The organism is Streptomyces sp. NPDC003036 (assembly GCF_040611175.1).
GTDB lineage: Bacteria > Actinomycetota > Actinomycetes > Streptomycetales > Streptomycetaceae > Streptomyces.
Genome location: NZ_JBEXNO010000040.1, coordinates 46,695 through 73,562, shown reverse-complemented (window position 1 = coordinate 73,562; position 26,868 = coordinate 46,695). Strand labels below are relative to the sequence as shown.

The 26,868-nt window shown below is 73.4% G+C and carries 20 protein-coding genes; 13 read left to right on the top strand and 7 right to left on the bottom strand.

Translation table 11 applies throughout. The annotated features are described in order from the left end of the window. From ABZX67_RS26200 to ABZX67_RS26185, 4 genes are all read right to left on the bottom strand, one after another. Positions 1-566: BTAD domain-containing putative transcriptional regulator (locus ABZX67_RS26200; protein ID WP_355364576.1), on the bottom strand; the 566-nt coding region annotated here is incomplete at its 3' end. A 207-nt stretch (positions 567-773) separates the two neighbouring features. Then, positions 774-1,343 (bottom strand): SigE family RNA polymerase sigma factor, encoded by a 570-nt coding sequence (locus ABZX67_RS26195; RefSeq protein WP_355364573.1) that lies wholly within the window; start codon positions 1,341-1,343, stop codon positions 774-776. Between the two features lie 7 nt (positions 1,344-1,350). After that, entirely contained in the window at positions 1,351-2,205 is an 855-nt protein-coding gene (locus tag ABZX67_RS26190) for an SMP-30/gluconolactonase/LRE family protein (RefSeq protein WP_355364570.1), read from the bottom strand. Next, positions 2,202-2,975, bottom strand: coding sequence for an IclR family transcriptional regulator (locus ABZX67_RS26185; protein ID WP_355364567.1), 774 nt, complete (start codon positions 2,973-2,975; stop codon positions 2,202-2,204). Before ABZX67_RS26185 ends, ABZX67_RS26190 begins: the two co-directional genes overlap by 4 nt. Before the next feature lie 244 nt (positions 2,976-3,219). On the opposite strand from ABZX67_RS26185, the gene ABZX67_RS26180 reads away from it, so the two are divergent. From ABZX67_RS26180 to ABZX67_RS26150, 7 genes are all read left to right on the top strand, one after another. Beyond that, the gene (locus ABZX67_RS26180; protein ID WP_355364564.1) at positions 3,220-4,374 is read left to right on the top strand and encodes a mandelate racemase/muconate lactonizing enzyme family protein; all 1,155 of its coding nucleotides are present in this window, start codon (positions 3,220-3,222) and stop codon (positions 4,372-4,374) included. Then, complete coding sequence (locus ABZX67_RS26175) at positions 4,371-5,396, top strand: alcohol dehydrogenase catalytic domain-containing protein (protein ID WP_355364561.1); 1,026 nt, start codon at positions 4,371-4,373, stop codon at positions 5,394-5,396. The genes ABZX67_RS26180 and ABZX67_RS26175 overlap by 4 nt, the downstream gene beginning before the upstream one ends. A 138-nt stretch (positions 5,397-5,534) precedes the next feature. Next, positions 5,535-6,515, top strand: a complete 981-nt coding sequence (locus ABZX67_RS26170) for a hypothetical protein (RefSeq protein ID WP_355364558.1) — start codon at positions 5,535-5,537, stop codon at positions 6,513-6,515. Between the two features lie 3 nt (positions 6,516-6,518). Then, positions 6,519-7,640, top strand: coding sequence for a multiple monosaccharide ABC transporter substrate-binding protein (chvE, locus tag ABZX67_RS26165; RefSeq protein ID WP_355364555.1), 1,122 nt, complete (start codon positions 6,519-6,521; stop codon positions 7,638-7,640). Continuing rightward, positions 7,637-9,193, top strand: a complete 1,557-nt coding sequence (gene mmsA, locus ABZX67_RS26160) for a multiple monosaccharide ABC transporter ATP-binding protein (protein WP_355364552.1) — start codon at positions 7,637-7,639, stop codon at positions 9,191-9,193. The genes chvE and mmsA overlap by 4 nt, the downstream gene beginning before the upstream one ends. A 9-nt stretch (positions 9,194-9,202) precedes the next feature. Further along, on the top strand, positions 9,203-10,438 hold the full coding sequence (gene mmsB / locus ABZX67_RS26155) for a multiple monosaccharide ABC transporter permease (protein ID WP_355364549.1): 1,236 nt from the start codon (positions 9,203-9,205) through the stop codon (positions 10,436-10,438). A gap of 21 nt (positions 10,439-10,459) precedes the next feature. After that, positions 10,460-11,605, top strand: coding sequence for an aldose epimerase family protein (locus ABZX67_RS26150; protein WP_355364546.1), 1,146 nt, complete (start codon positions 10,460-10,462; stop codon positions 11,603-11,605). 18 nt (positions 11,606-11,623) lie between these two features. Here the strand turns inward: ABZX67_RS26150 and ABZX67_RS26145 are convergent, their stop codons facing one another. Then, positions 11,624-12,472: a class I SAM-dependent methyltransferase gene (locus ABZX67_RS26145; protein WP_355364582.1), complete on the bottom strand. Its 849-nt coding sequence runs from the start codon at positions 12,470-12,472 to the stop codon at positions 11,624-11,626. A gap of 245 nt (positions 12,473-12,717) precedes the next feature. On the opposite strand from ABZX67_RS26145, the gene ABZX67_RS26140 reads away from it, so the two are divergent. Then, the gene (locus tag ABZX67_RS26140) at positions 12,718-14,517 is read left to right on the top strand and encodes a hypothetical protein (protein WP_355364543.1); all 1,800 of its coding nucleotides are present in this window, start codon (positions 12,718-12,720) and stop codon (positions 14,515-14,517) included. On the opposite strand, the gene ABZX67_RS26135 is transcribed toward ABZX67_RS26140, so the two are convergent. Continuing rightward, entirely contained in the window at positions 14,439-17,366 is a 2,928-nt protein-coding gene (locus tag ABZX67_RS26135) for a glycoside hydrolase family 3 C-terminal domain-containing protein (RefSeq protein WP_355364540.1), read from the bottom strand. The two genes, ABZX67_RS26140 and ABZX67_RS26135, sit on opposite strands and share 79 nt — an antisense overlap. 217 nt (positions 17,367-17,583) lie before the next feature. On the opposite strand from ABZX67_RS26135, the gene ABZX67_RS26130 reads away from it, so the two are divergent. The 5 genes from ABZX67_RS26130 to ABZX67_RS26110 are packed head-to-tail and all read left to right on the top strand — an operon-like array spanning position 17,584 to position 25,455. After that, a complete protein-coding gene (locus ABZX67_RS26130) occupies positions 17,584-19,257 on the top strand; it encodes a Tat pathway signal sequence domain protein (protein WP_355364537.1) in 1,674 nt (557 codons plus the stop codon). After that, positions 19,254-20,219, top strand: a complete 966-nt coding sequence (locus ABZX67_RS26125) for an ABC transporter permease subunit (protein ID WP_355364534.1) — start codon at positions 19,254-19,256, stop codon at positions 20,217-20,219. The genes ABZX67_RS26130 and ABZX67_RS26125 overlap by 4 nt, the downstream gene beginning before the upstream one ends. Beyond that, positions 20,216-21,142: a carbohydrate ABC transporter permease gene (locus ABZX67_RS26120; RefSeq protein ID WP_355364531.1), complete on the top strand. Its 927-nt coding sequence runs from the start codon at positions 20,216-20,218 to the stop codon at positions 21,140-21,142. The genes ABZX67_RS26125 and ABZX67_RS26120 overlap by 4 nt, the downstream gene beginning before the upstream one ends. Positions 21,143-21,202: 60 nt before the next feature. Then, a complete protein-coding gene (locus ABZX67_RS26115) occupies positions 21,203-23,209 on the top strand; it encodes a beta-galactosidase (protein ID WP_355364528.1) in 2,007 nt (668 codons plus the stop codon). Beyond that, on the top strand, positions 23,206-25,455 hold the full coding sequence (locus ABZX67_RS26110; RefSeq protein ID WP_355364525.1) for a glycoside hydrolase N-terminal domain-containing protein: 2,250 nt from the start codon (positions 23,206-23,208) through the stop codon (positions 25,453-25,455). Before ABZX67_RS26115 ends, ABZX67_RS26110 begins: the two co-directional genes overlap by 4 nt. Positions 25,456-25,622: 167 nt before the next feature. On the opposite strand, the gene ABZX67_RS26105 is transcribed toward ABZX67_RS26110, so the two are convergent. Then, positions 25,623-26,699, bottom strand: a complete 1,077-nt coding sequence (locus ABZX67_RS26105) for a LacI family DNA-binding transcriptional regulator (RefSeq protein ID WP_355364522.1) — start codon at positions 26,697-26,699, stop codon at positions 25,623-25,625. Positions 26,700-26,868: the final 169 nt, after the last annotated feature.

Here is a 26,868-nt window from a genome sequence, read left to right as displayed (position 1 = left end):
CGCGCAGCCCGATCATCGCGTCGACCGGCAGCAGGTGCACCCCGCGCAGGTCCACGTCCGAGTCCAGGGACGGGAAGCAGCCGCGCCCGTACGGCGAGGGGGTCGCGGTCCCGGCCGGGCAGGTCGGCCAGCGCGGGCCCGCGCCACAGGCCGAGCGCCTCGTCGAGCAGGCGGGCCGCGGCGGCCGGGTCGCCGGCGGCGAGCGCGGCGGCGCCGTCGGCGGCGAGCCGCTCGAAGCGGAACAGGTCGATGTCCTCGGGCCGGGCGACGAGCCGGTAGCCGCCCGGTTCCGAGCGGACGGCGTCCCGGCCGAGCGCCCGGCGCAACCGCCCGACGAGGGCCTGGAGGGCCGCCGTCTCGTCGGCGGGGAGCGCGTCGGCGGGGTCGTCGTCCGGCCAGACGTGGGCGGCGAGCCCGGCAACCGGGACGGTCCGCCCGGCGGCGGCCGCGAGCGCGGTGAGCAGCGCCCGCAGCCGGGGCCCCGCGAGCGGGGCCTCGGTGCCGTCGGGGCGGAGCGCCTGGGTGGCGCCGAGTACGCGGTAGCGGTAGCCGTGGCCGTGTGTCACCGGATCATTGTCTCCCCCGGAACCGTGGCCGGGACCGGGGCCGGGACCGGGGCCGGGGCCGGGGCGATGCGGTGGCACCGGGGCGCTATGCCCTCGCCCGCCGTGCGGGCGCGGTTGGCGGCAGGGGGCGCGGCGGACATGCCACGGTGACGCGGGTGCGGGCGCGGGCCGACTGGTGGGCGCGGGCCGCGTGGCGCAGCAGGGGCTTCAGGTCGTCCACTGTTCCCGCCCTTCCACGAGCCGCGTCGCGGCCCGGCTGCCGAGGAGCTGTTCCAGCTGCGCCATCGCCCGGGACGTCTGGCTCTTCACGGTGCCGACCGAGATGCCGAGGCTGAGCGCGGTGTCCCGTTCGGAGAGGTCGAAGGCGTGCCGCAGGACGACGCAGGCGCGCTTGCGGAACGGCAGCCGGCGCAGGGCGCCCTGGACGTCGACGACCGCCGGCACGTCGGGCTCGTCGGTGTGGTCGCCGCGCCGCGACCAGAACAGCGCGACGCGGCGGCGTTCGCGTACGGCGCTGCGGATGCGGCTGCGGGCGAGGTTGGCGACGACACCACTGGCGTACGCGCCCGGGTGGTCGGCGGCCCGGACGCGGTCCCAGCGGTGCCAGAGGGCGAGCAGCGCGTCGGCGGCGAGGTCGTCGGCGGCGTCGGCGTCGCCGGTCAACAGGTGGGCGAGGCGGGCGAGTTCGGCGTAATGGCGCTCGAAGAACGCGTGGAACTCGGCCGCCGCGAGGCTGTCGTCCCCGCCGCCGGTGGGGGGTTCCGGTCGGGGGCCCATGGCCCCGTCAGCCCGCGAAGGGGATGCCGGGCAGGCCCGCGCCCGCGTCCGGGAGGACGAGGAGCGATCCGGCGAGGGGGTGGGGGCGGGGCAGGCCGGTGCGGGCGGTGGTGATGTAGAGGTCGCGCAGGTCCGGGCCGCCGAAGGCGCAGGCGGTGGGGCGGCGTACGGGCAGCTCGACGGTTCGGTCCAGCGCGCCTTCGGGGGTGTAGCGGCGCAGGGCGCCGCCGTCCCAGAGGGCGACCCAGACGCAGCCGTCGGCGTCGACGGTCAGGCCGTCCGGGAAGCCGGCGCCCGGCTCGACCGTGGCCAGCGGACGGCGGTCCACGACGCTGTCGCCGTCGACGCGGCAGACGTCGATCCGGCGCGTGGGGGTGTCGATGTAGTACATGAGGGAGCCGTCCGGGCTCCAGCCGGTGCCGTTGCTGACCGACACGTCCGGGAAGACGACGGTGCCGGTCCCGTCGGGCGCGATCCGGGTGAGGGTGCCGCCGCCGGGCGCCTCGTCGTACCGCATGGTGCCCGCCCACAGGGAGCCGTCGGGCGCGACGGCCGCGTCGTTGCCGCGCCGCCCGGCGACGGGGTCGTGGAGGAGCCAGCGGAACGCCCCTCCCCCGTCGTACAGGCCGATGCCGTCGCGCAGGTTGACCACGAGCCCGCCGCCGGCGCGCGGCTTGGCGGCGCCGACGTGCTGACCGGTGGTCAGGACGGTGCGGCGGCCGCTGCCGGGGTCGTAGGTGTGGACGCGGGAGCCGAGGATGTCGACCCAGACGAGCCGTCCGGCCGCCGGGTCCCAGGTGGGGCCCTCGCCGAGCTCGGCGGGTTCCCGTACGGCGACCCGCACGCCGGCCGCGCGGCTCACCGGGTGCCGCCGCGGTGGCCGAGGCTGACGGAGAGGTCGTCGGCACCCTTGGCGGCGAGTTCGGCGAGTTCGGCCTCGCGCTGTTCGCTCCAGCGGATCATCGGGACGGAGACGGACAGCGCGGCGACGACCCGGCCCGCGCTGTCGCGTACGGGCGCGGCGACGCAGGCGACGTCGGGGTTGGACTCCCGGTGTTCGGTGGCGATGCCGCGCGTGCGGATCTCGGCGAGCGCGGCGCGCAGCTCGTCGGGGTCGGTGAGGCTGTTGGGGGTCATCGCGACCAGGTCGCGGTCGGCGATGCGGCGGTCGAGCTCGTCCTCGGGGAGGGCGGCGAGGAGCATCTTGCCGACGGAGGTGCAGTGGGCGGGGAGCCTGCGCCCGGCGGCGGAGACCATGCGGACGGCGTGCGTGGAGTCCACCTTGGCGATGTAGATGACGTCGAGGTCCTCGAGGATGGCCACGTGGACGGTCTCGTCGCAGGTCTCGGCGACCTCGCGGGCGACGCGCTGGCCCTCGGCGGCGAGGTCGAGCTGTTCGGCGTACCGGCTGCCGAGCTGGTAGGTGCGGACGCCGAGGCGGTAGCGGCCCGGCTGGTCGGCGACGGGCACCAGGTACGCGCGGGCGGCGAGGGTGGTGAGCAGTTCGTGCACGGTGGTGCGGGGCAGCTGGAGCTTGCGGGTGACCTCGGGGGCGGAGAGGGTGCCGTCGCCCTCCAGGAAGAGCTCCAGGATGTCGAGCGCTCTGGTCACCGCGGGGACGAGACGGCCCATTCCGGCCACCCCTCTCTTCGTTCGAAACTCCGGCGTGTGGCCGGTATGACGAACACAGGCTAACCACAGGCCACTTCGAGGGGCAACGGCCGTGCGTCACCCATTGACACCTCCGGAGGGACTGAATACGGTCACGCCAAGATTTCGAACGTGTGACGAAATACCGAACACGTCGGGACTCCGTACGCACCGAACGAAGCGAACGCACCGAACGACCCGGAAGGGCAGAAGGGCGGCCATTGCCGTGCGCATCACCGGCATCAGTACGCATGTCGTCGGGACCCCCTGGCGCAACCTCACCTATGTGCTCGTGCACACCGACGAAGGGCTGACCGGCGTCGGGGAGACCCGCATGCTCGGTCACACCGACGCGCTGATCGGCTACCTGAGGGAGGCCGAGGCCAATCACATCGCCGGTTCCGACCCGTTCGCGGTGGAGGACCTCGTCCGGCGGATGAAGTACGGCGACTACGGCCGGGCCGGCGAGATCGTCATGTCGGGCATCGCGGTCGTCGAGATGGCGTGCTGGGACATCAAGGGCAAGGCGCTGGGCGTGCCGGTCTGGCAGCTGCTCGGCGGCAAGGTGACGGACCGGGTCAAGGCGTACGCGAACGGCTGGTACACCACCGAGCGCACCCCGGAGGCGTACCACAAGGCGGCGCAGGAGGTCATGGCGCGCGGCTACCGGGCGCTGAAGATCGACCCGTTCGGGACCGGGCACTTGGAGCTGGACGCGGAGCAGACGCGGTACGCGGTCTCGCTGATCGAGGCGGTGCGGGACGCGATCGGGCCGGACGCCGAGCTGATGCTGGAGATGCACGGGCGGTTCAGCCCGGCCACGGCGGTGCGGCTGGCGAAGGAGATGGCGCCGTTCGCGCCGGCCTGGCTGGAGGAGCCGGTGCCGCCGGAGAACCTCAAGGCGCTGAAGAAGGTCGCCGAGAAGGTGGACCTGCCGGTGGCGACGGGTGAGCGGATCCACGACCGGATCGAGTTCCGCGAGCTGTTCGAGTCGCAGGCGGCCGACATCATCCAGCCGGACCTGGGGCACATCGGCGGCATCCTGGAGACCCGCAAGCTGGCGGCGACCGCCGAGACGCACTACATGCTCGTCGCCCCGCACAACGTCGGCGGCTCGGTGCTCACCGCGGCCTCGCTCCAGCTGGCGGCCTGCACCCCGAACTTCAAGATCCTGGAGCACTTCAACGACTTCGCCGACGCGGAGATCAAGAAGGTGGTGAAGGGCGCCCCGCAGGTGGACCCGGCCACCGGCTGCTTCGAGGTCTCGCACGCGCCGGGCCTGGGCGTGGAGCTGGACGTGGACGCGGCGGCGGAGTTCCCGCAGCAGAAGGCGCGGTTCGACCTGTGGGCCGAGGGCTGGGAGAAGAGGGCGCCGAAGTGAGCGGGCCGCCGCGCAGCCGTGCGCTGGTCGTCGACCGGCCCGGCGCCCACCGGCTCGTGGAGCGGGACGTCCCGGCTCCCGGGCCCGGCGAGGTCCTCGTGCGGGTCGCCGCCGCCGGGATCTGCATGAGCGACCGCGAGGTGTACGACGGGCACCGCGACGCCGCGTACGTCCGCTACCCGGTGGTGCCGGGCCACGAGTGGTCCGGCACCGTGGAGGCGGTCGGCGCGGGCGTGGACCCGGCGCTGGCGGGCCGCAAGACGGTCGCCGAGGGGTTCCGCGCCTGCGGCGGGTGCGAGCGGTGCCGGTGCGGCGAGACGAGCCTGTGCACCGGCGGCTACGCCGAGACCGGGTTCACCGAGCCGGGCGCGTTCGCCGACCACGTGGTCGTGCCCGCGCGGCTGCTGCACCCGCTGCACGACGACGCCGACCTGCGCGCGGCGGCCCTGCTGGAGCCGTCCGCCGTGATCGCGGCGGCGGTGCGGACCGGGCGGCCGCGCCCCGGTGAGCGCGTCGCGGTGGTGGGCGCGGGCACCCTCGGGCTGCTCGCGGTGCAGTTGCTCGCCGCCTCGTCGCCGGCCGAGCTGACGGTGATCGACCCGCGGGCGGCGCGCGGCGAGCAGGCGCTGCGGTTCGGGGCGAGCGAGACGCTCTCCCCGGAGGAGGCCGAGGCGCTGCGCGGGCGGTTCGACCTGGTGGTGGAGACGGCGGGCGCGCCCTCGACCGCCGCAGCGTCGTGCCTGCTGGCGCGCCGGGGCGGCCGCGTGGTGCTGACCGGGATGTTCACGCCCGGCGCGGTCGGCATCGACCCGGTGCACCTGTCGCTGAGCCAGCTGGAGATCCGCAGCGTCTTCGGCGCCCCGTCGTCGGCGTGGTGCGACGCGGTACGGGCCTTCGGGCTCGGCCTGCTCGACCCCGCGCCGCTGATCACGCACGAGTTCCCGCTGGAGCGGTTCGCGGACGCCGTCGCGCTGGTCGGCGGCGGCGACGCCAAGACCGGGAAGGTGCTGCTGCGTCCGTAGCGCCCTCCCTTGATGCCGTACGGCGGTACGGGGCGCTCCTGACGGCCCCCGTACCGCCGTACACCCCACGCCCCGAATGACGTACGACATGGCGAACGCCACGAACACCACCTCCGACGACTCGACCATAGGAGTCCCGTGACCGCCCCGTCCCTCCCCCGCCGCCCCGGCGCCGCCGCCCTCGCCTCGATCGGCCATCCGGCCCCGGCGGTGGAACCCGCCGACGCCTCGCCGCACGCCTTCCCCGACGGCGGGCTGTGGCGCACCGAGATCCCGTCGGTCGAGGGCCCGGAGGCCCTGGCCGTCGTCCTGAAGGAGAGCTCCCGCCTGCACGTGCCGGTGCACCGCGTCAGCCAGGGCAGCGGCGTGTGGATGCTCACCGACGCCGAGATCACCGACATGGTGGAGTCCTGCGCCGAACGCGACATCGAGCTCTGCCTGTTCACCGGCCCGCGCGGCACCTGGGACATCGGCGCGGGCACCCGCACCGACTCCGGCGGCGCCGGGCTGCGCGCCCGCGGCCACGACGCGCTCGCCGGGTGCGTGGAGGACGCCCTGCGCGCCGCCTCGCTCGGTGTGCGCTGCCTGCTCGTCGCCGACGAGGGCGTGCTGTGGACGCTGCACCGGCTGCGCGAGGCCGGGGAGCTGCCCGCCGACACCACCTTCAAGCTGTCCGCGCTGACCGGCCCCGTCAACCCCGCCTCGTACGCCGTCTACGAGCACCTGGGCGCGGACTCCCTCAACGTGCCGTCCGACCTGACCCTGGATCACCTCACCGAGATCCGCCGGGTCAGCCGGGCCCCGATGGACATGTACGTCGAGGCGCCCGACGACCTCGGCGGCTACATCCGGATGTACGAGGTGGCCGAGCTGATCCGGCGCGGCGCCCCGCTGTACCTGAAGTTCGGCCTGAGCCGCTCCCCCGGCATCTACCCGTACGGCGCGCAGCTGCGCGACACCGCGCTGGCCACGGCCCGCGAGCGGGTGCGGCGGGGCCGGCTCGTGCTGGACCTGCTGGCCCGGCACGGCGCCGACGGCGGGATGTCGCCGCTCGGTTCCCGGCTGCCGGGTGAGCTCCGCCGCTTCCCCGCCCCCGCCCCGGCTCCGGAAGGCGACTGATCCATGCGCACCACCCGTATGACCCGTATCACCGCCGCGGCGGCGCTCGCCGCGCTGCTCGCCGTGTCCGCCACCGCCTGCGGCCAGGAGGCCCGGGGCGGCAGCCGCTACAAGCCCGCCGGGGGCAAGGGCGGCGTCATCGGACTGGCCATGCCGACGAAGGCGTCGGAGCGGTGGATCGCCGACGGCGAGAACATGGCGGAGCAGTTCGAGAAGGCCGGTTACGAGACCGACCTCCAGTACGGCGACGACAAGGTCGAGAACCAGATCGCCCAGATCGAGAACATGATCACCAAGGGGCGCAGGCTGCTGGTGGTCGCCGCGATCGACGGCTCGGCGCTCACCGAGGTCCTCCGGCGGGCCGAGGACGCGGGCATCCCCGTGATCTCCTACGACCGCCTCATCATGGGCAGCGAACACGTCGACTACTACGCGTCGTTCGACAACGAGCGGGTCGGCGAGCTGGAGGCCCGCTACATCGTCGACAAGCTGAAGCTGGGCAAGCCCGCGAAGGGCGCGTCCGCGTCGTACAACATCGAGCTGTTCGCCGGGTCGCCGGACGACAACAACACCACCTACTTCTGGAACGGCGCCATGAAGGTGCTGAAGCCGTACCTGGACAGCGGCCGGCTGGTGGTGCGCAGCAAGCAGACGCGGATGAACCAGGCGACCACGCTGCGCTGGGACGGCGGCACCGCGCAGAAGCGGATGGACGACCTGATCAGCAAGAACTACGGCGAGGAGCGCGTGGACGCGGTCCTCTCGCCGTACGACGGGATCTCCATCGGCATCATCTCGGCGCTCAAGAGCGCGGGGTACGGGTCGAAGGCGCGGCCGCTGCCGATCGTCACGGGGCAGGACGCGGAGCTGGCGTCGGTGAAGTCGATCATCCGGGGCGAGCAGACGCAGACCGTCTTCAAGGACACGCGCAAGCTCGCCGCGCAGGCGGTGAAGATGGGCGACGCGGTGCTGAACGGGCGCAAGCCCGAGGTCAACAACACCACGGACTACCACAACGGCAAGAAGGCCGTGCCGGCGTTCCTCCTCGACCCGGTGAGCATCGACAAGGCGAACACCGAGCTCCTCGTCCGGGAGGGCTACTTCACCGCCGGGCAGCTGCGATGAGCCGCCCGGTCCTGGAGATGCGCGGGATCACCAAGACCTTCCCGGGGGTCACGGCGCTGTCGGACGTCAACCTCACCGTGCGCGCCGGGGAGATCCACGCGATCTGCGGCGAGAACGGCGCGGGCAAGTCGACCCTGATGAAGGTCCTCAGCGGCGTCCATCCGCACGGCTCGTACGACGGTGAGATCCGCTTCGAGGGCGAGCCGGTGGCCTTCAAGGACATCCGGGCGAGCGAGCGGCGCGGCATCGTGATCATCCATCAGGAGCTGGCCCTCGTCCCGTACCTGTCGATCGCCGAGAACATCTTCCTCGGCAACGAGCAGGCCACACGCGGTGTGATCGACTGGACCGAGACGCTGCGCAGGGCGAGCGAGCTGATGAAGCGGGTGGGGCTGCGCGAGGCGCCGCAGACCCCGGTCGCCGACCTCGGCGTCGGCAAGCAGCAGCTGGTGGAGATCGCCAAGGCGCTGGCGAAGGAGGTGAAGCTGCTCATCCTCGACGAGCCGACGGCCGCGCTCAACGACGAGGACAGCGCGAAGCTCCTCGACCTGATCCTGGAGCTGCGGGAGCAGGGCATCGCCTGCATCGTCATCTCGCACAAGCTGAACGAGATCCGGCACGTCACGGACGCGGTGACGATCCTGCGCGACGGCCGCACCATCGAGACCCTCACCGTCCGCCGGTCGCCCGACGCCGAACCGGAGCTGTCGGAGGACCGGATCATCCGGGGCATGGTCGGCCGCGACCTCGACCAGCGCTTCCCGGAGCGCACCCGGTACGAGGGCGAGGACGCGGGCCGGGTCGCGCTGAGCGTCCGGGGGTGGACGGTCCGGCACCCGGCCGACCCCCAGCGCCTGGTCGTGGACGACGTGTCGCTGACCGTGCGGCGGGGCGAGATCGTCGGTATCGCGGGCCTGATGGGCGCGGGCCGCACCGAGCTCGCGATGTCCGTCTTCGGGCGGTCGTACGGCGGTTACGTCGCCGGGACGGTCGAGGTGAACGGCCGGGAGGTGGTCACCAGGACCGTGCCCGCGGCGATCGCGGCGGGCCTCGCGTACGTCACGGAGGACCGCAAGCGGTACGGGCTCAACCTCATCGACAACATCAACCGCAACATCTCGCTGGCGTCGCTGCCGGGGATGCGGCGCCGGGGCGTCGTCGACGAGCACCACGAGCGCCGGGTCGCCGAGGGCTACCGCACCACGATGAACATCAAGGCGCCGACGGTGTTCGAGGAGGTGGGGCGGCTGTCGGGCGGCAACCAGCAGAAGGTCGTGCTCAGCAAGTGGATCCACGCCGACCCCGAGGTGCTGATCCTCGACGAGCCGACGCGCGGCATCGACGTCGGCGCCAAGTACGAGATCTACACCGTCATCGACCGGCTGGCGGCGCGGGGCAAGGCGGTGCTGTTCATCTCCTCCGAACTGCCGGAGCTGCTGGGGATGTGCGACCGGATCTACACGATGGCCGCAGGCCGGCTGACCGGTGAGGTCGCCCGCGCCGACGCCACCCAGGAAGTCCTGATGCGCCAGATGACCATGAACAGAAGCTGAGGCACCGCCATGACGACCACGACCACTCCCCCGCGTCCACGGCGCGATGCCTCGGCGCCCTCCGGGCAGCCGTCGGCGGGTGCGCTGCTGCTGCGCGGCCTGCGGGGCAACATGCGCCAGTACGGCATGCTGATCGCGCTGGCCTTCATCATCGTGCTGTTCCAGATATGGACCGACGGCACGCTGCTGCTGCCGAACAACGTCTCCAACCTGATCCAGCAGAACGGCTACATCCTCATCCTCGCCATGGGCATGATGATCGTCATCATCGCCGGGCACATCGACCTGTCCGTCGGCTCGCTGGTGGCCTTCGTCGGCGCCATGGCGGCGGTGATGATGGTCCGGCACGACATGCCGTGGGTGCTCGCGCTGGTGCTGTCGCTGCTGATCGGCGCGGTGGCGGGCGCCTGGCAGGGCTTCTTCATCGCCTACCTCGGCATCCCGTCGTTCATCGTGACGCTGGCCGGCATGCTGCTCTTCCGGGGCCTCACCCAGATCGTGCTGGAGGGCCAGTCGATCGCCCCGTTCCCGGAGGGCTTCCAGAACCTCGCCAAGGGCTTCATCCCGGAGATGGGCCCGTACACGCAGTACCACAACCCGACGCTGCTGCTCGGTCTGGGCGCGGTGGTCTTCCTGCTGCTGCGCGAGTGGCGGGGCCGCCGGCGGCAGCTCGCCTACGAGCTGGAGGTGGTGCCGTTCGGGCTGTGGGCGGCGAAGTGCACGGCGATCACGGCGGCGGTGGTGGCCTTCACGCTGACGCTGGCGAGCTTCCACGGGGTGCCGGTGGTGATGCTCATCATGTGCGCGCTGCTGATCGGGCTCGGTTACGTCATGCGCAACGCCGTCATCGGACGCCATGTGTACGCGCTCGGCGGCAACAAGGCGGCGGCCAAGCTGTCGGGCGTCAAGGACAAGCGCGTCACCTTCCTGGTCTTCGTCAACATGGGCGTGCTGGCGGCGCTCGCGGGCTGTGTGTACGCGGCGCGGCTCAACGCCGGCACCCCGCAGGCGGGCCTCAACTTCGAACTGGAGGCCATCGCCGCCTCCTTCATCGGCGGCGCCTCGATGAGCGGCGGCGTCGGCACGGTGATGGGCGCCGTGATCGGCGGCCTGGTACTCGGCGTGCTCAACAACGGCATGTCGCTGGTCGGCATCGGCACGGACTACCAGCAGGTCATCAAGGGCCTGGTGCTGCTGGCGGCGGTCGGCTTCGACGTCTGGAACAAGCGCAAGGCCGGTAAGTAACCCCTTCTCGAGGAGCCGCACATGGACACGAGCAGACGTACGGTGCTGGCGGCCGCGGCCGCCGCGGGACTCATGGCGGCGGGGACCCCCTCGTACGCGTCGGAAAGCAGGAAACCCGTGAAGGAACTGTTCGGCACCCTCCCCGACGGGACGAAGGTGTACCGCTGGACGGTGGAGAACGGCGGCACGCGGCTGAAGGTGCTGTCGTACGGCGGCATCGTGCAGGCGCTGGAGATACCCGACCGGCACGGCCGGTACGCCAACGTCTCCCTCGGTTTCGACAACCTCGGCGACTACCTCTCCGCGACCGCCTTCTTCGGCGCGCTGATCGGCCGGTACGGCAACCGCATCGCGGGCGGCCGCTTCATGCTCGACTCCACGGCGTACCAGCTGTCCGTCAACGACGGCCCCAACAGCCTGCACGGCGGGGCGCGGGGCTTCGACCGGCGGGTGTGGGACGTCGAGCCGTTCACCGGGCCCGGCGGCGTGGGGCTGGTGCTGCGGTACGTGAGCGCGGACGGCGAGATGGGCTATCCGGGCACCCTGCGCACGACGGTCACGTACACCCTGACCGCCCGGGGCGACTGGCGGATCGACTACGCGGCGACCACCGACCGGGCGACCGTCGTGAACCTGACCAACCACACCTACTTCAACCTCGCGGGGGAGGGCAGCGGCTCGATCCTCGGGCACGAGCTGCGGCTGGCCGCCTCCCGCTACCTGCCGACCGACGCGACGCTCATCCCCACCGGCGAGCTCGCGCGGGTGGCGGGCACGCCGTTCGACTTCCGCCGCTCCAAGTCCGTCGGCGAGGACATCCGCACGGCGCACGAGCAGCTGGTGACGGCCAAGGGGTACGACCACAACTGGGTCCTCGACAAGGGCGTGACCGCGCGGCCCGAGCCCGTGGCGACGTTGCGCGACCCGGGCTCGGGCCGCGCGATGCGGATCGCGACGACCGAGCCGGGCGTGCAGTTCTACTCCGGGAACTTCCTCGACGGCACCCTCACGGGCCCGTCCGGGCGCGTCTACCGGCAGAGCGACGGGCTGTGCCTGGAGACCCAGCACTTCCCCGACTCGCCCAACCGGCCGGAGTTCCCCTCGACGGTGCTGCGGCCGGGCGAGACGTACCGCTCGACGACGGTGCACAGCTTCTCGGCGCGCTGATCACGCCGATCACGCCGATCAGGCCGGTGCGGCGGCGTGCGTGACGCGGAGCTTCGACTGGCCGTGGGGCAGGGCCTCCCAGTCGTCCATGAAGCGGGCGACGAGACCGTGCTTCGCGGCCAGCCGCGTCAGCGTCTCCGTGCGGTAGTAGAAGTCCTCGCCGAGGACCTGGTGCTCGGTGGTCTCGGTGCGGTCGTAGGTGAAGTCGAAGAAGCCGCCGGGGGCGATGATCCGGCCGACGTGCGCGAGGCACTCGTCGATGACGTGCAGCGGCGAGTGCGAGAAGACGCTGTGGGCGTGCACCACCGTGAAGGCGCCGTCGGGGAGGAAGTCGAGGCGGAGGTCGTCGACCGGGGTGAGGTAGGGCAGCTTGTGCTGGAGGCCGTACTGGACGAGGGTCTTCTTGGCCTCGATGAGGATGTCGGGCGAGATGTCGACGCCGTAGTAGTGGCCCGGGTTCAGGTGCTGGATGAACCGCCACCCGGCGCGCAGGTTGCCGCAGCCGATCTCCAGCATCCGGTCGTCCGGGCGCAGCCCGTGGGACACCAGGTAGTCGAACTGCATCTGCCCGATGGCCAGCCACCGCTCGCGCGACGCGACGCCGCCGACCGCCGCCTCCGGGCTCCTGGCGGTGTCGGACGCCATCACCGCCCGGTAGTAGGCGATGTGGTCGCCGCCGTGCCGCAGCCGCAGCAGGGTGTCCCGCCCGGCGCGGCGCAGGTACGGCACCACGCGCGCGGGGTTGCGCAGGGCGTAGCGCACCTTGTGCCCGAGGCGGGCCCGGTTCGCGGTCAGCCGGGCCGCGGGACCGGCCGGGCGGGCGGCCGCCGGTGCGGACGTGGGTGTCGGTGTCGGTGTCTGCTGCATGGCGGCCTCCGTGTCGTCCGTGCCATCCGTGCCTACCGTGGCTGTCACCCGCCCAGCATCCGCGCGGACGCCCGCCGCAGGCGGCCGGTCGCCGCCGGAAACCACCGTCTCACCCGTTCGTGAAGGTCCATTGGGCCGAGTGCCGTCCCGGCGTGGTGGCGCGGCCGCGGCCGCCGGAGCGTGGAGGGGACAGGCCGGGGAGATGGTCCCCGCCTCCCCCGCACACCCCCGAGCGAGGCCGGGCCATGCAGGAATCAGTCGTCGTCGGCGTGCGCGGCCGTGTGCCGCATGTGGCGCTGGAGGAGAGCCGGGACCCCCGGGCCGGGGCGGGCGGCTCCGCGCTGCCGTGGCTGGCGGGCGTGGCCGCCGCTCTCACGCTCGCGCACCTCGTCCTCGTCGCCCGGGGCCTCGGGCTCGGCTGGGACGAGACGGTGTACGTCAGTCAGGTCGGCGGGCATGCCCCGGCGGCGTACTTCAGCGCGCCGCGCGCCCGGGGCATCAGCTATCTCGTCGCGCCGGTCACGGCGGTGACGGGGTCGGTCGCGGCGCTGCGCCTGTACCTGGCGGTGCTGGCCGGGTGCGGGCTGTTCCTGGCGCTGTGGGTGTGGCGGCGGCTGCTGCCCGCGCCGGTCCTCGCCTTGGCGGGGGCGCTGTTCGCGAGCCTGTGGATCACGCTGTTCTACGCCGGGCAGGCGATGCCGAACCTGTGGGTGGCGTACGGGGCGCTGGCCGCGACGGGCTGCTTCCTGCGGGCGGCGCGCGACCCGGGCGACCGGTGGGCCGTGGGCGGCATGGTCACCGCAGTGGCGTTCGCCGGGATGATGCGCCCGGCCGACGCGGTGTGGCTGGTACTGGCACTGGCGGCGGCGGCCGTGGTGACGCGGGCGTGGCGGTGGCCGCTGCTACTGGTGGCGCTCGCGGTGGGCCTCGCGCTCGGCTGGGCCGAATGGGTCGTGGAGGCGTACGCCCGGTACGGCGGGCTGATGGCCCGGCTGAAGCGGGCGAGCGAGATCCAGGGCGGCCTCGGCTGGTACCTCACCGTCGACGACCACGCGCGGGCGCTGGGCGGGCGGACGCTGTGCCGCCCGTGCGACGTGCCCTGGCGCCACCCGGCCGCCGCCCTGTGGTTCTTCGCGCTGCCGCTGCTGGTGGCGGGCGGTGTCGCGGCGGCGGCCCGGGCCCGGCTCCACCGCACCGAGCTGGCGGTGGCGGGCGCGGTGGGCGTGGCGCTGGCCCTGCCGTACCTGTTCACGGTCGGGTACGCGGCGCCGCGTTTCCTGCTGCCCGCGTACGCGCTGCTGGCGCTGCCCGTGGCCCGGTGCCTGCTCTGGCTGTGCCGGTCCAGGGGGTGTCTTGTCGATCAGGCCGGATCAGCGAGCGGCGTCTGGTGCCGTACATCGCAAGGCGGAGGAGGGAGCCACTGGGGTGGGGGCACCCCCGTGTCCGCAGGGCTACGGGGGCCATTGGCGACCGACGACAACGCGGCGTGGGGGCACCCCCAGGCGAAGCTCTGGGGGAGCGGTGCCAGGCGTCGCGAGCCCGGCAAGATCGGCAAGGCACTCCCTGGGCCCCGCCGGGAGCGGCGGCGCGCCGTGGCCGCGCTCCTCGCGGTGGCGCTCCTCGCCCACCTGGCCGTCCAGTACCTCATCCTCGACGGCGTCGCCGACCGGGTGCGCCGCGACACCCGGGACCTGACGCGGATCGCCGCCGCGCTCCACGCCCAGGGTGTCCGCCCGCCGTGCGTGGTCAGCGGCGAGGACGCGATCCGCGTCGCCTACCGCACCGGCTGCGCCTCCCGCCAGCCCGGCGGCCACGACGGCAGCATCACCCCCGCGGGCCTCACCGCCCTGTCCCGCCACCACCCGGTCGCGGTCCTGGTCTCCGGCACGGCCCGGCCCCCGGCATACGCCCGCGACTGGCGCGAGCACCGGCTCCCGGACCTGGGGCGGCTGACGCGCTACCGGGCCTATGTGGCGGGGCCGGCCGAGGTGAAGCCGATGGAGGCGAGCCGCACGGAGCCGGTGAGTTCGGTGCGGACGTCCTGAACGCCGCGTGCCGAGACGGGTGTCGTGAGCGTGGTGTAGTCGTAGGGGCCGCCGCTCGTGGTGACGTCGACGGTGGTGCGGAAGGCGCCGATGGCGAGGGTGACCGTGCCGGTGCCGGCGACCTCCAGGTCGGCGGAGGCGGCGCCGTCGGTGCCGAAGTCGCAGGCGCGGTGGAGCAGGTGGCCCGGGTGGGCGGGGTCGGCGGGGGTGACGCAGTCGCCGCGCTCCTTCGTGCGGTCGGCGAGCACGGTGGCGTGCTGGTCGTCGTAGTCGGCGGCGGCCAGGGGGCGGGTGAGGACGGGGCGCGGGGCGGGGGCGGGGCCGTCGAGGGTGAGGGTGGTGGTGAGGCGGATGTCGGTGCTGGAGGCGCCGGCGAGGAGTTCGTACGGGCCCGGTTCGACGGTCCAGCGGCCGTGGGCGACGTCCCAGAAGGCGAGGGCGGTCAGGGGCAGGTCGAACTCCAGGCGCCGCGCCGCGCCGGGGGCGAGGCGGACGCGGCGGTGGGCGGCGAGTTCGCGCAGCGGCCGGGGCACGGAGGGGGCGGCGGCCCGGACGTACAGCTGGGCGACCTCGTCGGCGGGGACGGCGCCCGTGTGGGTGACGGTGAACGCGACGCGGATCGTGTCGCCGTCGCGGACGGCGGTCAGGCCGTCGTAGGCGAACGAGGCGTACGACAGGCCGTGACCGAAGGGGAAGAGGGGGCGGCCGTCGAAGTACAGGTAGGTCTGGCGGCTGCCGATGATGTCGTAGTCCAGCAGGTCCGGCAGGTCGGCGTCGGCGGCGTACCAGGTCTGCGGGAGCCGCCCGGCCGGTGAGACGTCACCGGCGAGGACGCGGGCGAGGGCCGTCCCGGCCGCCTGGCCGCCGTGGGCCGTCCAGAGCAGCGCGGGCAGCCGGGCGGCGGCGTCACCGACGGCGTACGGGTAGGACGAGGCGAGGACGAGGACGGCACGGGGGTTGGCGGCGTGCGCCGCGCGCCAGAGGCGGTCCTGGGCCTCGGGGAGGGCGAGGGTGGTGCGGTCCTCGGTCTCACGGCCGTTGATGTGGGGGTCGTTGCCCGCTACGACGATCACGACGTCCGCGTCGGCGGCGGCGCGCGCCACCGCGTCCGTGCCGCGCTCGACGGTCTCGACCGTGAACAGCTCGCCGCACGCCTCACCCTCGCCGGGTCCGGCGGCAACCTTCACGCCGTCGGCGGCGACGGAGACGTGCCCGCCCGTTCCCAGATGCCTCAGGAGGTGTCCGCCGCCGTGCGGTTCGAGCCGGAACGTCTCCTGGACGACCCAGCCGCCGGGCTCCTCGGCCGACGCCCGTACGAAGCCGTCGGCGGCGACGGAGAGGTGGCGGCCGTCCGGGGCCCGCAGGGTGAGGACGCCGCCGCCCCAGTCGGTCAGGGCCAGCACCGTGCCGTCGCCGTGCGGCTCGGCGGTGAGTGGCGGCAGGTCGGTGCGCCCCGAGAGCAGCGCCGGGTCGAGCGCGCCCTCGGCGGCGCCGGGCGCCGCCTCGTCCACCGGGGCCTCGGGCACCCGCAGCGCCCCGGCGGCGCAGCGCAGTCGGACCAGGTCGGCGCCCTCGGCGTGGGTGACGCGGTCGGCGCCGAAGCGCTCGCGCAGGCCGTCCAGGGGTGTGGAGCGGCGGATGAGGGTGCCGCTGTACCAGTCGAGCTTGCACGCGTCGGCGAGCGGGCCGACCACGGCGACGCGCTGCCCGGCGGCCGGATCCAGCGGCAGGAGGCCGTCGTTGGCGAGCAGGACCACGGCCTGCTCGGCCGCCTCCTGGGCGAGGGCCCGGTGCTCGGGGGTGTCGAGGGCGGTGTCGGGGGTGTGGTGTGCGTACGGGTCGAGCTCCGGGTCGAACTCGCCGAGCCGGAAGCGGACATGGAGCCGGCGGCGTACGGCGGTGTCGATGTCGGTCTCGTCGATCAGGCCCTCGTCCCGCGCCCGGCGCAGGCGGGCGACGGTGAGGGAGCTGTCGGTGCCGTGGTCGGTGAAGCTGTCCACTCCGGCGCGCAGGGAGGCGGCAAGCGCCTCCTCGTGGGTGTCGAAGTAGTGCTCGGAGTCGACCAGGTTGCTGGGCGCGCCCGCGTCGGAGCAGACCAGGAGCTCCTGGTCGGTCCAGGTGCGCAGGTGCTCGGCGAGATACGGCGAGACGTGGTTGGGGCGGCCGTTGACCAGGTTGTAGGCGGGCATGACCCCGGCCACGGCGCCCGCCTCGACGGCGGGGCGGAAGGCGCGCAGGTCGTACTCGCGCAGTACGCGGGGGCGTACGGAGGAGGAGCTGGTGTCGCGGTCCGTCTCGTTGTTGTGGGCGAGCCAGTGCTTGAGGACGGGCGCGGTGCGCCAGTACGCGGGGTGGTCGCCGCGCAGGCCACGGGTGTAGGCGGTGGCGAGGGCGGAGGTGAGGGCGGGGTCCTCGGAGTAGCCCTCCTCGCCGCGGCCCCACAGGGGGTGGCGCAGCAGGTTGACGGTGGGCGCCCAGACGTTGAGGCCGACGCGGTCGTCGCGGGCGCGCATCGCGCGGGCCTCCGTGGAGACGGCCTCGCCGACGCGGCGGACGAGGTCGTCGTTCCAGGTGGCACCGAGGCCGACGGCCTGCGGGAAGACGGTCGCCGGGCCCATCCAGGCGACGCCGTGCAGAGCTTCCTGGCCGGTGCGGGAGGCGGCGATGGCGAGGCGGTCGACGGCGGGCGCGAACTGGTGGAGCATCGCGATCCGCTCGTCGGGCGTGAGGCGCCCGAGCAGGTCGTCGACGCGCTCGTCGAACGGCAGCCGTGGGTCGCGGAAGGGCGGGGGCGGCTGCGGTGCGGGGGCTCGCCCGGCGGTGGGCTCGGCGGTCGGCTCGGCGGTCACGTGGCGTTCCCCTTGTCCGGGTGGTCCAGGCCTTCTTCGAAGCGCTTCGATGCTGATCCCGGCGGCGTACGGGTGTCAAGAGCCCCAGCAGCTACGGGAATTCACAGGGCCTCAATCCTGGAACCGACTCTTGTGCAGGCTCAGGCGTTCACCTAACCTCGCACCCACATCGAAGCGCTTCGACTCCCCCGCTCACGCGCCATGAAGGGTTGACGCAATGACGCCGAACTCCCCCTCCGCCCCGAGCCGGAGAGCCTTCCTGGCCTCGACGGCGGTCGCCGCGGTCGCGGTGGCCGGCGGGGCGCCCCTGCTCACCGCCTGCGGCGGCGGGCAGAACCGGAAGAAGGACGGCGCCACCTCCGGCAAGGATGCGGCGAAGCTCCTCCCGGCCTTCGCCGCCAGGACGGTCGCCGCCCCGGACATCCCGTCGAAGAACGGCTCCGCGGCCGGTTTCACCACCGCCGTCGCCACGGGCGCGCTCAAGGCCTCGGTGGCGGTGAAGGCGGGCAAGGGCGGCACCATACGGATCATGGCGCCGCTGTGGGGCTCGCCGCCGAAGAGCGACAACCCGTACTACCGGGCGATGGACGAGGCCATCGGCGTCCGCACGGTGTGGCAGAACCAGGACGGCAACACGTACGACGAGAAGCTCGGCGCCGTCCTCGCCTCCAGCGACATCCCGGACGTGGTGGTCGTGCCCGCCTGGAACCTCACCGGGAAGATCCCCAGCGCGGTCAACGCCAAGTTCGCCGACCTCGGCCCGTACCTCTCCGGCGACAGGGTGAGGGCGTACCCGAACCTGGCCGCCGTGCCCACGGACGCCTGGCAGCGGTCGATCTTCGGCGGCGCGCTGCGCGGCATCCCGATGCCCGCCTCGTACGTCGTCAACATCGCGCCCTTCTACCGGCAGGACGTCTTCGAGAAGCGGGGCTACCGGCCGCCGAGGAGCGCCGCAGAGTTCCTGGCCTGGGCGAAGGAGGCCACCAGCGCCAGGGCGAAGGTGTGGGCGTGCGACGACCTGAAGTGGACGGCCTTCACCATGTTCGGCGTCCTCCCCGGCAGCGACAAGGCGCTGTGGTGGGACCTCCAGGGCGACGCGCTGGTGAACCGCGTGGAGACCGAGGAGTACCTGGAGGCCCTGGAGTGGACGCGCTCGCTGTACGCGGCGGGCGTGGTGCACCCGGACGCGAAGGCGGCGCAGGGCGACGGGGGCAACCGCTTCACCTCGGGCCAGGTGCTCGTCTACAACCAGGACCTGTCCCACTGGTACTCCAAGAGCGCCGAACAGGCCGCCCAGAACCCCGACTTCCGGATGGGCGCCTTCGACATCGTCGGGCACGACGGCTCGCCGCCCACGCTCTACGCGACCCATCCGGCGAACATCTGGGCCTTCGTCAGCGCCAAGGCGCCGGAGGCCGTGGTCAAGGACGTGCTGGCGGTGGCGGACTTCTGCGCGGCGCCGTACGGCACGAAGGAGCGCATGCTCACGGACTACGGCGTCGAGGGCGTGCACTACACCGTGCGCAAGGGTGTCCCGGTGAAGACCGACACCGGCCACCTCCAGGTCACGGGGGCCTTCGACTACCTCGGCGACCCCGCCCCCTACATCGCGCACCCGGACCGCGCCGACATCACCCGGCTCCAGGTGGAGTGGCAGCAGCGGATGGGGGCCTTCACCAAGAAGACCGCCTTCTACGGGCTGACCGTCACGGAACCGAACCGCTGGGCCAACCTGGCCGACGACTTCGAGCAGCTGGAGGACGACGTCGTACGCGGCCGCAAGAAGATCGGCGACGTACGGCAGGCCGTGGCGGAGTGGAAGCGCGCGGGCGGAGACGAGCTGCGCGACTGGTACCGCAAGCTGCTCGACGAGAGCGGCCCGGCGGCGTGAGGAAGACCGCCGACGGCCGTACGCGTGCCACCGGGAGGACGGGCCTGAGGCTGCGGCTGCGGCGGGACCGGACGCTGATCCTGATGACGCTGCCGGCGCTGCTGCTGGTCCTGGTCTTCCACTACATACCGGTGCTCGGCAATGTGGTGGCGTTCCAGGACTACGACCCGTACCTCAGCGAGAACGGCTTCGTCGCCATCCTCCAGAGCCCGTGGACCGGCCTCGACCAGTTCGAGCGGATCTTCGCCGACTCGGCGTTCTGGCGGGCGGTCGAGAACACGCTGGTGCTGTTCCTCCTCCAGCTGGTGCTGTTCTTCCCGGTGCCGATCGTGCTGGCGCTGCTCATCAACAGCGTCGTCCGGCCGCGCGTGCGCGCCGTCGCCCAGGCGATCCTGTACCTGCCGCACTTCTTCTCCTGGGTGCTGGTCATCACCGTCTTCCAGCAGATCTTCGGCGGCGCCGGCATCATCGCGCAGACGCTGCGGCAGCACGGCATCGAGGGCTTCGACCTGATGACCGACCCGGGCGTCTTCAAGTTCCTGGTGACGGCCGAGGGCGTCTGGAAGGACGCCGGCTGGGGCATCATCGTCTTCCTCGCCGCGCTCTCCTCCGTCGGCAACGACCTGTACGAGGCGGCGGCGATGGACGGCGCGGGCCGCTGGCGCCGCATGTGGCACATCACGCTCCCGGCGCTGCGCCCGGTGATCGCGCTGCTGCTGGTGCTGCGGGTGGGCGACGCGCTGACGGTCGGCTTCGAGCAGCTGCTGCTGCAACGGGACGCGGTGGGCCCGGACGCCGCCGAGGTGCTGGACACCTATGTGTGGTGGAACGGCATCCGCAACCAGGACTTCGGTTACGCGGCGGCCGCCGGGCTCGTCAAGGGTGTGGTCGGGGTGGGGCTGGTCCTCACGGCGAACAAGGTGGCCCATCTCATGGGCGAGCAGGGGGTGTACCGGAAGTGAGCTCCGACTCGGCCGCGCGGGGCCGGTGGTGGGCGGCGCCGCCCCGCCCGGTATGGGAGGAACCGCCGAGCAGGGCGGGCGTGGCCGCCAAGGGCATCGTCCTGGCGGGGGCGTGCCTGGCGGTCCTCTTCCCGCTGTGGATCGTCGTCGTCACGAGCCTGTCCACACCCGAGACCATCAGCAGGGCGGGCGGCCTGGTGGTCGTCCCGCGGGACCTGACCTTCGTCGCGTACGAGGAGCTGCTCGGCGGCGGCCAGGTGCAGCGGGCGGCGCTGGTGAGCCTCGGGGTCACGGCGGTGGGCACCCTGTTCAGCATGACGGTGTCGGTGCTGTGCGCGTACGGCCTGTCGCGCCCCGCGTCGCTGGGGCACCGCTGGATGCTGATGACGCTGCTCGCCACGATGTTCTTCGGCGCGGGCCTCATCCCGACCTATCTGCTGGTGCAGGCGCTGGGGCTGACCGACACCTATCTGGCACTGATCCTGCCGAGCGCGGTGAGCGTGTTCAACATCCTGGTCCTGCGGGCCTTCTTCATGAACATCTCGCCGGAGCTCATCGACAGTGCCCGGATCGACGGCGCCGGGGAGGCCCGGATCCTGTGGCGGATCGTCATGCCGCTGTCCCGCGCCGTGCTGGCGGTGATCGCGCTGTTCTACGCGGTCGGCTACTGGAGCGCCTGGTTCAACGCCTCGATCTACCTGACCGACCAGGACATGATGCCGCTGCAGAACGTCATGATCCAGATCGTGCAGAAGCAGGAGCCGCCGACCGGGCTCGGGCAGCTGATCAGGACCAACCAGCTCTCCCCGCTCTCCGTTCAGATGGCGGTCATGGTGCTGGCGCTGGTGCCGGTCGCGATCGCCTCGCCGTTCGTCCAGAAGCACTTCAAGAAGGGGATGCTCACCGGCGCCGTCAAGGGCTGAAGTGTCCGTCCGAGCCCGTGGGAACCGTATGACCTTATGACCGTAGGGAGACCATGTCCGATGCCCCGCCTCGACGACGCCACCCGTGGCCGGCTGCTCTTCGGCGGCGACTACAACCCCGAGCAGTGGCCCGAGGAGACCTGGGCCGAGGACGTACGGCTGATGAAGGCCGCCGGGGTGAACTCCGTGACGGTCGGCGTCTTCTCCTGGGCCCGGCTCGAACCGCGCCCCGGCGCCCGCGACTTCGGCTGGCTGGACCGGGTGATGGACCTGATGCACGCGCACTCCATCGGGGTGGTGCTCGCCACGCCGACCGCGTCGCCGCCGCCCTGGATGGGGGCGCGCCACCCGGAGACGCTGCCGCGTGACGAGGACGGCCGCACGGTGTGGTGGGGTTCGCGCCAGCACTTCTGCCCCAGCTCGCCCGTCTACCGCCGGTACGCCGCCGCGATCACCGAGGACCTCGCGCAGCGGTACGGACCGCACCCCGCGCTCACGATGTGGCACATCAACAACGAGTACTGCACGCACTGCTGGTGCGACGGGACGGCCCGCCACTTCCGCCGCTGGCTGCGCGCCCGCCACTCCACGCTCGACGCGCTCAACGACGCGTGGGGCACCGCCTTCTGGAGCCAGCGCTACGGCTCCTGGGAGGAGATCGTCCCGCCGCGCCGCGCCCAGTACCTGCGCAACCCCGCCCAGGAGCTGGACTTCAGGCGGTTCACCTCCGACGCGCTGCTGGAGTGCTTCACCGCCGAGCGGGACATCGTCGCCCGGCACACCCCGCACATCCCGGTGACGACCAACTTCATGCCGTTCTGGTCCGGGCTGGACGGCTGGACGTGGGCCGGCCGGGAGGACGTGGTGTCGGTGGACGTCTACCCCGACCCGAGGGATCCGTACGGCGGCCAGTACAACGCCATGGTCGGCGACCTGACCCGCTCGCAGGCGGGCGGTGGCCCGTGGATGGTGATGGAGCAGGCGGCCGGGCCGGTCAACTGGCGGGGCGTCAACCACCCGAAGCCGCCCGGCCTGAACCGGCTGCTGTCGCTCCAGTCCGTCGCCCACGGCGCCGACGCGGTCTGCTACTTCCAGTGGCGCCAGTCCCGCCAGGGCGCCGAGAAGTTCCACTCCGGGATGGTGTCCCACGCCGGTGAGCGGGGCCGCACCTTCCGGGAGGTGCGGCGGATCGGCGCCGAACTGGCGCGGCTCGGCGAGGTCGTGGGCACCCGCGCCGAACCCGGCGTCGCGGTCCTGCACGACTGGAACTCCTGGTGGGCGGATCAGCAGGGCGGCCGCCTCTCCTCGGAGGTCGACTACGCCGAGGTGGTCCGCGCCTGGCACCGCGCCCTGTGGGAGGCGCACCTGCCGGTCTCCTTCGCCCACCCCGAGCACGACCTGACCGGCTACCCCATGGTCGTCGTGCCGCATCTGTACCTGCTCGGCGACGCGGCGGCCGACAACCTGGTGGCGTACGCGCGCGGCGGCGGCACCCTCGTCTCCGGCTTCCTCACCGGGGTCGCGGACGCGGACGACCGCGTACGGGACGGGGGCATGGACGCGCGGCTGCGGGCGCTCTTCGGCATCGGCACGGTGCACGAGTGGTGGCCGCTGGAGCGGGGCGAGACCGTCGCGTGCGACGGCTCCGACGGCACGCCGTGGGCCGGTACGCCGTGGGAGGGCACGCTGTGGTCGGAGGAGCTGGAGCCGGACGCGGCGGCCGAGGTGGTGGCGGCGTACCGGGGCGGTGAGCTCGACGGCCTCCCGGCGGTGCTGCGCCGCGCCACCGCCTGGTACGTCTCCACGCTGCCCGCTCCCCCGGCGCTGCGGGACCTCCTCGCGGCCGTGGCCGCCGGGGCGGGCGTACGGCCGGTGCTTGAGGGACTGCCGGTGGGCGTGGAGGCCGTACGGCGCGGAGAGCTGCTCTTCGTGCTGAACCACGGGCGCGCGCCGGTGACGGCGACCGTGCCGGGGACGTACCGCGAGGTGCTGACGGGCGCGGTGGTGAGCGGTGCGCTGGAGCTGGAGCGGTACGGCGTGGCGGTGCTGCGGGAGGGGGAAGCGTGACGGGCGGTGGGCGCGTGGACGGCACCGGGCCGGTGCACGGTACGTGGGAGCCCGCGCCCGCGCACCGCTGGGAGGACGCCTTCCTGAGCGGCAACGGCCGCCATGGCGCGCTGGTGTTCGGCGACCCCGACGACGAGCGGGTCGTCGTCACGCACCACACCCTCGTGCGGCCGGTGCCCCTCGCCGACACGCAGCCGCCCCGGCTGGCGGCCCGGCTTCCGGGCCTCCAGGACCGGTTGCTGAGCGGCGAGCTGGACGCGGCGGAACGGTTCACCGACGGGCGCGGTTTGCGCTGGGTGGGGTCCTTCCATCCGGGGTTCCAGGTACGGGTCCGGCGCGAGGGCCCGGCCGCCGGGCCCCGCGGCTTCCGGCGGGAGGTGGACTTCGCCACCGGCGTGGCCGCCGCCGTCCGCGCGGGCCGGGCGAGCCGGGTCTTCGTCTCGCGCGCCGACGACGTGATCGTGCAGTACGCGACCGGGGCGCCGCTCACCGCCGCCGTCTTCCTCGACCCCCGGCTCCCCGGCGCTCCGGAGGGCTTGGCCCTCGGGCGGGGGGCCGCGCTGCACCGGCGCGGCGCGCTGCTGACGCTGCGGGCCCGCCACCCGGACCCGGCCCCAGGCGGCGAGGTGGGCTTCACGGGCGTGACCCTGGTGCTCGCGGCGGGCGGCCGCACCGCGATCGGCCGGGACGGCCTGCGGGTGTCGGACGCCGAGGCGCTGCTGCTGCTCACGCGGGTCCGCCGCCACCTCGGCGAGGCCCCGGTCGAGGACGAGGCGGCGTCGCTGCGCGCGCTCGTCCCGGAGGGCGCCTCGCCCGCCGAGGCGTACGCGCGGCTGCTGGAGCGCCACGAGGCCCTCCACCGGGGCGCGTACGAGCGGGTCACGCTCGACCTCGGCGGCGACGCCGCCGAGCGCGCCCTGCCCGGCGGCGAGCTCCTGGCCGGGCCGGGCAACCCCGCGCTTGTGGAGCGACTGTTCGCGGCGGGCCGCTACCACCTGCTGTCGGCGAGCGGGATGCTGCCGCCGCGCCTGACGGGCCTGTGGACCGGTGACTGGAACACCGCGTGGGCGGGGGCGTTCACGACGGACGCCAACCTGGGCCTGCAGACGGCGTCCGCCGCTGCCGCCGCCCTGCCGGAGGTGAGCGAGGCGCTCGCGGCGCTGGTGTACGGGCAGTGGGCGGACTGGCGGGACAACGCCCGCGCGATCTTCGGGGCGCGGGGCGTGGTCGCCCCGGCCCATACGGACGGCGTGTCGGGCCACACGTACCACTTCCAGCGGTCCTACCCGCTGCATCTGTGGACGGCGGGCGCCGACTGGCTGATGCACCCGCTGGTGGAGCACGCCGAGACGACCGGCGCCGCCGATCCGCGGCTCGCCCCGGCGCTGGCCGAGGTCGCCTTGTTCTACGAGGACTTCCTCACCCGCACCGGGCCTGACGGGCGGATCGTGATCGTGCCGTCGTACTCGCCCGAGAACCGGCCCGTGGGCGGCAGTTGGGGCGCGCTCAACGCGACGATGGACATCGCGGCGGCCCGCCACGCCCTGACCGCGGCCGCGGCACACTCCCCCGCCGACGCCGGGCGGCTGCGCGCGCTCGCGGACCGGCTGCCCGCCTACCGGGTCAACGCGCACGGCGCCCTGGCCGAATGGGCCTGGCCGGGGCTGGAGGACCGCTACGACCACCGCCACCTGAGCCACCTGTACCCGGTGTGGCCGCTCGGCGAGATCAACCCGTACGACACACCGGAGCTCGCCCGCGCCGCGCGCCGCGCGCTGGAGCTGCGCGGCGCGGAGAACGACTCCGCCCACGGGCACCTCCACCACGGGCTGGTCGCCGCGCGGCTGCGGGACGGCGAGCGGGCGGCGGCCGCGCTCGGCAGGGTGCTGGACGGCGACTTCTTCCACGCCTCGCTGATGAGCGCGCACTACCCGGGACGGGACGTGTACAACGCCGACGCCGCGCACGCCCTGCCCGCCCTGCTGATCGAGATGCTCGTCCAGTCCACGCCCGGCCGGCTGGTGCTGCTGCCCGCGCTGCCGGCGGCGTACCCGCGGGGCGCGCTGCGCGGCGTGCGCACCCGCTTCGGCGCCGAGGTGGACCTCGTCTGGGGCGACGGCGCGGCCGGCGCCACGGTGCGGCCGTCCCGCACGGTCCGGGTCGAGCTGCGGACACCCGCCGGCCGCCCGCAGGCGCTGGCGCTGACGGCCGGGGAGGAGCGCGTCATGTCCTTCAGCGCGCGCTAGGGCCTCTCGTTCGGATCTTGCTGGGCTCGTGACGCCTGGTGCCGCACCTCTCCCCCGTAGCCCTTCGGGCACGGGAGGTGCCCCCAGCGTTGTCGTCGGTCGCCAATGGCCCCCGTAGCTCTTCGAGCAACGGGGGAGGCTCCCTCCTCCGCCTTGCGATGCGTCCCCTAGGGCCTGCGGGCCTGGGGAGACCCCGTGCGCCAGACGCCACTCGCTGATCCAGCCTGATCCGAACGAAAGACCCTAGCCGGGCCCGTGCTCGCGCGGACGGTCAGCTCCGGGGCGAGCAGGACGACTTCGTCGGTGCCGCGGCCCTCCAGTTTGGCGACGACCTGCTCGACGGCGTACCGGCCCATCTTCTGCGCCGGTACGGCGACGGAGGTGAGCGGGACGGAGGCGTGTGCGGCGACCTGGTCGGGGCAGATCGCCATCACGGAGACGTCCTCGGGCACGGCGCGGCCCTGCTGGCGGAGCAGGGCGAGGAGCGGGTCGGTGGCGGCCTCGTTCTGGACGACGAAGGCGGTGGTGCCGGGCCGTTCGTCGTGGACGCGGGCGAGGGTGGCGGCGACGGCGGCGTAACTGCCCTCGCAGGGGCGGTGCAGGAGGCGCAGGCCGAGCTCGTCGCTGCGGCGGCGCAGCCCGGCGAGGGTGCGTTCGGCGAAGCCGGTGTGGCGTTCGTAGACGGCGGGGGCCTCGCCGATGACGGCGACCTCGCGGTGGCCGAGGGAGGCGAGGTGGTCGGCGCACAGCGCGCCGGCGGCCTCGAAGTCGAGGTCGACGCAGCTCAGTCCGGTGGTGTCGGCGGGCAGGCCGATGAGGACGCCGGGGCGTGCGGCCTCGCGCAGCAGCGGCAGCCGGTCGTCGTCGAGCTCCACGTCCATGAGGATCATCGCGTCGGCGAGGGCGCTGCCCTCTATGCGGCGGACGGCGGCGGGGCCCTCCTCGCCGGTGAGCAGCAGGACGTCGTAGCCGTGGGCGCGGGCGGTGGTGGCGACGGCGATGGCGATCTCCATCATCACCGGCACGTACATGTCGGTCCGGAGCGGGATCATCAGCGCGATGATGTTGGATCGGCTGCTGGCGAGCGCGCGGGCGCCGGCGTTGGGGTGGTAGCCGAGCTGGGCGATGCTGCGCTCGACGCGGGCGCGGGTGGAGGCGGAGATGGACCGCTTGCCGCTGAGGACGTAGCTCACGGTGGAGGCGGAGACTCCGGCGTGCTGAGCGACGTCGGCGAGGGTGACCATGCGGCTCTCCCGGAGGTGAAGCGCTTCGATGCGTGGGGCTCCGAGATTAAGGCGGCTACGGGGAGCTGTCCAGGGGCTGTTCGGCGGCGATGGTCGAAGCGCTTCGACTGCGGTCGGCGAAAAGGCCGGGGAGCGCCGACGGCGCTCCCCGGCCAGGGTAGTGAAGCGG